At 42.4% G+C, this 7,278-nt stretch carries 10 protein-coding genes and 1 pseudogene; 7 read left to right on the plus strand and 4 right to left on the minus strand.

What is annotated here, in order from left to right; all coding sequences use genetic code 11:
* Positions 1 to 471 precede the first annotated feature (471 nt).
* The 3 genes and pseudogenes from BCT49_RS00810 to BCT49_RS00820 form a co-directional block, all read right to left on the minus strand.
* Positions 472 to 1,045, minus strand: a pseudogene (locus tag BCT49_RS00810) (transposase); the annotation flags it as partial.
* A gap of 10 nt (positions 1,046 to 1,055) precedes the next feature.
* Positions 1,056 to 1,475, minus strand: a complete 420-nt coding sequence (locus BCT49_RS00815) for an RNase H family protein (protein ID WP_102433774.1) — start codon at positions 1,473 to 1,475, stop codon at positions 1,056 to 1,058.
* Between the two features lie 102 nt (positions 1,476 to 1,577).
* Positions 1,578 to 1,754 (minus strand): AlpA family transcriptional regulator, encoded by a 177-nt coding sequence (locus BCT49_RS00820; protein WP_102433775.1) that lies wholly within the window; start codon positions 1,752 to 1,754, stop codon positions 1,578 to 1,580.
* Between the two features lie 148 nt (positions 1,755 to 1,902).
* On the opposite strand from BCT49_RS00820, the gene radC reads away from it, so the two are divergent.
* The 7 genes from radC (at position 1,903) to BCT49_RS00855 (ending at position 6,395) form a co-directional block, all read left to right on the plus strand.
* Complete coding sequence (radC, locus tag BCT49_RS00825; protein WP_102433776.1) at positions 1,903 to 2,379, plus strand: RadC family protein; 477 nt, start codon at positions 1,903 to 1,905, stop codon at positions 2,377 to 2,379.
* Entirely contained in the window at positions 2,376 to 2,804 is a 429-nt protein-coding gene (locus tag BCT49_RS00830) for a DUF2787 domain-containing protein (protein WP_102433777.1), read from the plus strand. The genes radC and BCT49_RS00830 overlap by 4 nt, the downstream gene beginning before the upstream one ends.
* Before the next feature lie 49 nt (positions 2,805 to 2,853).
* Positions 2,854 to 3,294, plus strand: a complete 441-nt coding sequence (locus BCT49_RS00835) for a DUF2787 domain-containing protein (protein WP_102433778.1) — start codon at positions 2,854 to 2,856, stop codon at positions 3,292 to 3,294.
* A 176-nt stretch (positions 3,295 to 3,470) separates the two neighbouring features.
* Positions 3,471 to 3,722, plus strand: coding sequence for a hypothetical protein (locus BCT49_RS00840; protein WP_102433779.1), 252 nt, complete (start codon positions 3,471 to 3,473; stop codon positions 3,720 to 3,722).
* Between the two features lie 147 nt (positions 3,723 to 3,869).
* Positions 3,870 to 4,205: a hypothetical protein gene (locus BCT49_RS00845; RefSeq protein ID WP_102433780.1), complete on the plus strand. Its 336-nt coding sequence runs from the start codon at positions 3,870 to 3,872 to the stop codon at positions 4,203 to 4,205.
* A gap of 107 nt (positions 4,206 to 4,312) precedes the next feature.
* On the plus strand, positions 4,313 to 5,062 hold the full coding sequence (locus tag BCT49_RS00850; protein WP_102433781.1) for a hypothetical protein: 750 nt from the start codon (positions 4,313 to 4,315) through the stop codon (positions 5,060 to 5,062).
* The gene (locus tag BCT49_RS00855) at positions 5,049 to 6,395 is read left to right on the plus strand and encodes a hypothetical protein (protein WP_102433782.1); all 1,347 of its coding nucleotides are present in this window, start codon (positions 5,049 to 5,051) and stop codon (positions 6,393 to 6,395) included. The genes BCT49_RS00850 and BCT49_RS00855 overlap by 14 nt, the downstream gene beginning before the upstream one ends.
* 44 nt (positions 6,396 to 6,439) lie before the next feature.
* Here the strand turns inward: BCT49_RS00855 and BCT49_RS00860 are convergent, their stop codons facing one another.
* Positions 6,440 to 7,072, minus strand: coding sequence for an inovirus Gp2 family protein (locus BCT49_RS00860; RefSeq protein WP_102433783.1), 633 nt, complete (start codon positions 7,070 to 7,072; stop codon positions 6,440 to 6,442).
* Positions 7,073 to 7,278 lie beyond the last annotated feature (206 nt).

Raw genomic sequence — 7,278 nt, forward strand, 5'->3', positions numbered from 1 at the left:
ATTACGCAACAAAGCCCCTAATTCAATATCATCTGTAGAAAAACTCAATTATTTATTAACCCAACAACACTCAAATAAAAACATTTCCCCTAGTCAAACACAAATATTCATAAGTAAGATTCTGCATTCATTGTCAACGCAAAGTACCTAATCTAAACAATATTTACTTTTATTTTTTGTCGCCAATTGTTTATATTTTTTATTTGATATTTTTATATTTGGCGGCTAAAAAATTTAGATACCAAAGTAATAATTTAACCTTTTTTGTTAACAAAAAGAATATACCAGATTTTATCTATCTACTTTTACCACTTTACGCCAAGATTTAAATCAACCTACACTTAATCACATACAACCACGAAATAAATTTGTCACAGTGTCACTAGCAAGATCCAACACGAACGATATTTAACTCGCAAGGCGTTATGGACTAAAAAGTGGGCTTTGTTGTGTAATTCAATTTAGAGAAAGAGCAACCCCTTCTCTTGGCAGGATTAGAGCAATGGATCGTTTAATCTCATAGTAGCGTGACACGCTCTCGTGTCATAAGCGCAATCACCAGAGACCGCTAGGGTGCTTCGGCGTGTGTGTTTCAGCAAGTTCGGAATGACTTCACCATCTGTACTTAGACCGGCAGCAATGATTTCATGAGTGCTTGAATCGACTGTAATATACAACTTAATGCCCTTTCTACGCCTACCATCCGTCCCGGGGTTTTTACTGTTCATTCGCCTTCGCCATAAACCTAAAGGCCAGTCGCATCGATGGTTAGGTGCTGTCTTAAATGAGACCTCAACTTCCTTTGCTCTACGACTGATGCAAATGTGAGGCGAACAACTTAATGGAACATGGGGACGTCTAAATACCAAGTCGACAAATCCTTGCAGCGCTCTCAACGACATAGGAAACACTTGTTTCACCATGAGTGTTGTCGTAATGGGTAAATCACTGAATCGACTTGATCTCCAGCGCTTATTCTGTTCGCTTCGCGCCCCCCACTTATCGCAGATTCATCAATTCAGAAGATTGGAGGCCTTCGCTTAATAAATGATTGATTATATCGCTTCCCTAGCCATACTCCCTGCTCTCACCATCTGTTCAAAGTCCCCAAACTTATCAGCACGATTCACATCAACAAACTTGTTCGCTCGATGTATATCGACCTGTTGCCATAAATGACGATTAGCTACTGGTGTCTTATCAAATTTTCGCCACTCCTTTGCTTTCCAGTTACCTAGCCATTCATTTACCCCTTTCACACAATATTCACTACTCGAATACAGGCAGTCTCCATCCCTGGTATAAGCCATCGCTTCTATCAATGCGATTAGTTCTAACTCCGCGCAATCGGCAATCTCACCGACTAATAGATTATTTTCGTCAACTAACTGCCCATCGTAGTTATACACACTGATACCAAGCCCACCCTGTAGGTTTGATGCGTTTCCTTTTGATGTCGTGATAGCAATATAGATTGCACAGTTTCTTCGTTCATAACTTTATTCCTATGATTTGGCTTTTCTGTGTCACTGACAAGTGTTTTGTCAATATAACCGCACTAATTAAGATTAATTAATCTATCTTTCAGATAGGCGCCGCTCCATCCAGTTATTCACCTCTTCTTCTACCCATGCGACCGCTCTATCTCCCAAGCTTACCGATACAGGAAAGTTACCCTCATCCATTTTTCTGTAGATCGCCGAGCGGCTTAATGCAGTTTTCTCAATCACTTCTTTTAGCTTTAAAAATCTCATGGGACGTTCTCCTATGCCTGTAGTCCTCATGGGATAAGGGGATAGTGTTAAAAAAAATGAGGCTGGCTCGGCTTACTCTGATTCAAACCTTTTTGAGGTATATGTCATTAAAGTGAATGACCTAAAGCCTTATTAAAGGAGAATCAAAATGAGAACACTTTCACCACCACTTTACGTACTCTCACAGCAAGAGCATGAACATCGCGTTCTAGAAAAGGCTGCAGATATATTAGAAGAGCGTTATGTCCGAGGAGATGTATTTACCAACCCATCAGCTACCCGAGACTATTTGCGATTTAAGATAGGCGGCAGTGAACGCGAAGTGTTCGCCGTCATGTTGCTAGATAACCAACACCGATTAATTGAATTTGAGGAGTTGTTTCAAGGGACGATTGATGCTGCAAGCGTCTATCCACGAGAAGTAGTAAAGACTGCTCTAAAGGCGAATGCGGCAGCGGTTATCTTTGCTCACAACCATCCATCAGGCGACTCTAAGCCATCACAAGCAGACAGGCGCATCACGACGAGATTGCAAGATGCTTTAGCGCTCATTGATGTTCGAGTTCTGGATCATATTGTTGTCGGAGAACAGTGCACATCGTTTGCAGAGAGGGGCTGGTTATGATTAAGAAACACTATGGTGACATCACCCTCAATAGCAAACTCCACCAGCAATTAGAACAAACCATAGCTCGTTACTCTATTCCTAGAGGCACGACACGCATTGCACTCAACTGTCGAAACACAAGCTACTACAAAACAAAGGAAGGGGTCGCCCCTGTCGAGATTCAGTTAAAGCGGGAGAATTCACGCTCTGATTGGATCTTGGTTTTCGCGGCCAATTTTACTTATCAAGATAAAACCACCGACTCTCTCGATGTTTATCTCTATTTCCACCTACTTAATCACTGGTGCTATCAACCAGATGCGGGGGCAGCGAGCCTGAGCCACCCTGTCACAACAAAAGTGTTCCAAGCCTGGATGTGCGCTTTCCATGAGCATTTAACTCAGCATGTCTTCGATGACATACAGATCACTCAAGTCCGCTAAGGCTAACCAATCACCCGACTCGTTCACCTAAATTCAAGGAGGCATCATTATGTCTACTCTAAAATTACACCCGGCAAGTCTGCCTATCTCGGACAAGCTACAAGCTCTACTCAATAACAACTTTCAAAGACAACTAACAAATAACGAATCAATTGCACGAACTACTTACTTAGTCTTTAACTTTCGGGACAGTTCATACAGCTCTGAAGCTGGTGGATTTCACCCTGTTGAAATAGCTGTTACTCAAACTTGTAGCGGACAGTGGAACATCGAATACATCACTGATTTTGCTTACGTTGGGAATGTGTATCCAGAATTGGCGCGATGTCTAGACTTTGATTTTCGAGACCAAGCGTTCTTTACAGAATTCGGGGGATGGAGCCCAATCAAGGGTAACTATTCCGCTGTAGAGATGTTTGAGCTTTGGCAGGATAACTTCTTAAACTACATCGATATGGAAGCGTTTGACTCTATATCTATCACTTCGTAATGGAAGAACAACCCGTCCGGGTCTATGTCACGATACAAAGGCACCGGACCACTACAGCCATCAAAAGTCGTGCTTCGGAGAGAGCTAACCCTATATGTAGCAAGGCCTGAATGACTTTTCATCATTGACTCCCACCCCACGACTTATCACGACATTACCGATAAGTGATACCAACCATGCCCAATATCCCCCCTTTGAAAGAGCAGCTCACAAAAGCGCTCATCAGAGCCGCTCTCGCGAGTTGTCATTACCTTAATGAACAGTATCAGCACTTTAAAAAAGAGGTCGAGCAAAGCTCAGATCACGAACTGTTTGAATTCGTTCAACGCCTTTCTTCGGCCCACCTAAAACGGCTCTTAGCCACTATTGAGTTGATGGACAGAGGTTATCTACTGAGTGAGATTCTAGAAACAGCAAAGGATAAATAATGGCCTTCCCGAGGTCATTTAAATTCAAATATACAGCCCATTTCACATAATCATTATCCGCCATTTGAGTGAGACGTTATTTGTCTCACCCATCCTTATCCTAATGCCATCAGTGATGGTTCATAGACACCCAACTAAGGATTCACAATGACCACAAGTAATGTACTGCATCATACCAATGATGAAGAGCTCATCGCTTTAATCCAACGAAAAGAGTCGTTCACCATAACTCGGGTAAAAAACTTCTCTCAAGCAGTGAGAAAGATTGAGCGGCTCATAGAGGAGCAAAGGCTATCTTGTCGAATATACACAGCAGGTCGTTCAACCACGATGGCAGCAACTTTGGTTTCAGGCCCTGCTGTCATTTTTGGATTAGCTTCAGCTGCCGCAATATCGGCGCATAACTTGGCAACCAGAAACCCAGATTATGAAATAGCTAAGTACCCTCTAGCTAAGAAACTAGTCATTAACTACAAAAAGTAATCGCATCAGGCTGTGTGGCCACCAGCCGATCCCTAATCTCGTTGAATCTTTAGCTCATCACTTTTTAGTGATGAGGCGATTGATCACGTTTAAATTTTGGTGGTCCCATGTCTTCTAAACCAAACAGACAACGCATCGAACATATAGAGTTAGTATTTGAAATTTACTCTCACATACCGACTCAACGAAAAGTTACAGTTAGTGAAATTCATGAACGATTAGCGAGTACTGGGATTAAGCGTTCGAAACGTACCGTACAACGCTGCTTGAATATTCTGACGGATTACCTAGATATTGAAAAAGACGATAGAACCCTGCCCTATAGCTATCATCGAAGACCCCAACCCGGTGTATTCATGGGCCCTAAAGAATCTGTACTTCTTGAGTTTGCTTTTGAGAGTTTAAAAGCAGCACTTCCTGAAAGTTATCTACCAAGTATGCAAGGCGCATTTGCACCCTTTTTGCTAATGGACCACAACCAAGGTCCACGTATTGATATTCGATACACGTTAATAAATCAGAAAGAAAATTATGACGAAGCTCTTTTTGACAAGCTTTGTCTAGCAATCTATTACCAGCGTGAAATTCGCCTCCATCTCAACAGCGAACAAACTCTCCAGTATGTCTGTCCGCTTGGGCTTGTGTTAGAGAGTGAAGCCCTTCAATTGATCTACCAATTCGAAAGCCATGTTTGCGCCATTCCTCTCAACCAAATTCAAGACATCTACATCAGTACATTCGGGTTTACCTATCCAAAGGGATTTTCACTATCTGAGGTCATTACACCTAAACGAGAACCAACTCTTATAGCCAAATGTTCAAACAACCACACAAGGAATGATCATGAAAAATACTAACTTACTCAGAACAACTCTCGTCAGCTCTATCGCTTTCGCTCTGACAGCTTGCGGAGGGGGCTCCAATAGCAATCCCCCACCTAGCGACAAAACGCGCTCAATATCAAGCATGAGTGTTGTAAATGATGGTTTTCAAACCTTTAAGCCTCGCGCTCACGATTTGACTGGCTATCGTGCATATTCTAGAGCAGCCACGTTCAATACACCTTTAGATGACGGGCAAAGTGCTTACGTTTATGAGAACCCAGAAAATGGTGAGGTAAGCTCGATTAGCTTTGAAGGCGATGATGCTGAGAGCGTTGTGACTCCGACTATCGATATGATCGTCGACCTCAATACCACCTATTCCGCAATCAATATGAGCAACGTTAGCGTCACCGTGGATGACGTGGTGTATGAAGGCAATTACACCTTAATACAGGACAAGAATACCGGTGATCTTTATCCATTGGTCGAGAGCGGCGTACCTATCTATAAGAAGATGGAAGCTGAACATGAGGCTTGGGTCACCAACACACGCTTTTCCCACAACGGAGATAGCACGCGTATTTACTTGAGGCACAGTGATGAACTCAGCCTGCATAAAGCAGAACTTGTTGATGGTACGTTTACCATTTCTAAAGTCTTTGATGATTACTTAAGAAACAACGTCATTCTATCAACAGGTGATATTGTCACCGTTCCTTGGAGTGGTGATAGCTTAACGTGGGTAGATCAAGACGGTACAGAGCACAACTTTAGTTACGATACATCACAGTTGTCTGTCCCATTTCTATACGTGGGTAAACTCTATGCAATTCGAGATTCCGATAATGCACTGATCGAGCTTACGTTGAATGGCGCGACCTTAGACCAAACCGACGCTCTATGGACTACCAATGGATACAGGCCATCCTCCATGAGTGTGGTCCGTGGTGATTATAAAATGCATTCAGATTGCTCTGTGTATAAGTTCGATGACACAACGAAAACCATCACACAACTCGAACCATCTAAAGCGCATAGTGGCCACGTAGCCAATGCAGGCCAAACCTCACTGTACTGCATGTACTCAAGTGCCGATGATAATAGTGCACTGCCTAGCTTCATGCGTTTTGATATCAGTAAGGCTGAGCTTAACCAACCCGCTACAACGACAATCGATGCTTCTAGTGGTGCTAAACTCGATGCCAATGAACGAATGGCCGTCGTCAGTGATAATGAACTGATGTTCTATCAATATCCAAGTGGAACCTTTACCGAGTACTACATCAACTTTGACGCTGGTACTACAGTTAAAAAAGAAGTGAGTTCAATAACGGCTATTAAGATGCAGACCGTCACTCAAAACTAATTGCTTGGAAGGATTAATGAGGGCGATGTTCTGCCCTCTTTTTTTTAAGTTCGCGAGCACCCAAAACTTCGCGACCTGTCGCCGTAGTGCTTGGTCTCGACCTTAGCCAAATAGCTGACTCGTTTAAATAGGCTATCCACCTGTTGGTCGAATTTATCTGAGTTTTGCTCTAACCAATAGGTAGGGTTGTCTGGGAAATGGACTAAGGTATCACCTTCATCGGCTTTGATATCCAACGCTCGACACCACGCCTTCTTTATCACGTCTGATAAATTGCCTTTTTGATCAAACCTTCCAAGAGAATGGTAGACGTCTTTGTTCAATAACAAGACAAGGTGGTAATGGTAACTCAATGACGTGCTTCTTTCTTTACACCAAGCATATCGAACCTTACAACTACGAGCAGTTTGACCTCTCCTTTTTTTTCGACTGAGATCAGCTTGAACCTGAGCATCCAGCGAAGCGATAAAGTTCTTTATGGCACTAGAGTCATCAAACAAAAAAGACTTCGCTAAACGTAAGTCTACTCTAATGGCTGTCGAACGAGGATATTGTGTAACGGCTTTATCAATCGTGTCATACAGCTTATCAAGGTAGCTAAGAACTAAACCACCTTTTGGTTCTAAGATTGGCAATCCATTGAATGTATCATTGGTCGTTATTTTGAGTTTTTTCATCGTTATACCTTTGTAGTTATGGTCTCTGGTATAGGATGATTGGGTATTGTTATTTAATGAGGTGAGTATGTTTGTTAAATTATGTTTTGGTAAGGGTAAGTTGATGAATGGTATATACGTAATATTACCAAACCGCACAACGAGGTAAGAAAATCTCCCGGTCGAACTATTCCACTCTAGGTTTAACCGGCTTTGTTGCGTAATTC

The sequence above is a fragment of the Vibrio lentus genome, assembly GCF_002875945.1.
GTDB classification, from domain to species: domain Bacteria; phylum Pseudomonadota; class Gammaproteobacteria; order Enterobacterales; family Vibrionaceae; genus Vibrio; species Vibrio apostichopi.

Coding starts and splice junctions, on each gene's coding strand:
- BCT49_RS00820 (WP_102433775.1), bottom strand. CDS start 1,754: ATGAGATTTTTAAAGCTAAAAGAAGTGATTGAGAAAACTGCATTAAGC.
- radC (WP_102433776.1), top strand. CDS start 1,903: ATGAGAACACTTTCACCACCACTTTACGTACTCTCACAGCAAGAGCAT.
- BCT49_RS00830 (WP_102433777.1), top strand. CDS start 2,376: ATGATTAAGAAACACTATGGTGACATCACCCTCAATAGCAAACTCCAC.
- BCT49_RS00835 (WP_102433778.1), top strand. CDS start 2,854: ATGTCTACTCTAAAATTACACCCGGCAAGTCTGCCTATCTCGGACAAG.
- BCT49_RS00840 (WP_102433779.1), top strand. CDS start 3,471: ATGCCCAATATCCCCCCTTTGAAAGAGCAGCTCACAAAAGCGCTCATC.
- BCT49_RS00845 (WP_102433780.1), top strand. CDS start 3,870: ATGACCACAAGTAATGTACTGCATCATACCAATGATGAAGAGCTCATC.
- BCT49_RS00850 (WP_102433781.1), top strand. CDS start 4,313: ATGTCTTCTAAACCAAACAGACAACGCATCGAACATATAGAGTTAGTA.
- BCT49_RS00855 (WP_102433782.1), top strand. CDS start 5,049: ATGAAAAATACTAACTTACTCAGAACAACTCTCGTCAGCTCTATCGCT.
- BCT49_RS00860 (WP_102433783.1), bottom strand. CDS start 7,072: ATGAAAAAACTCAAAATAACGACCAATGATACATTCAATGGATTGCCA.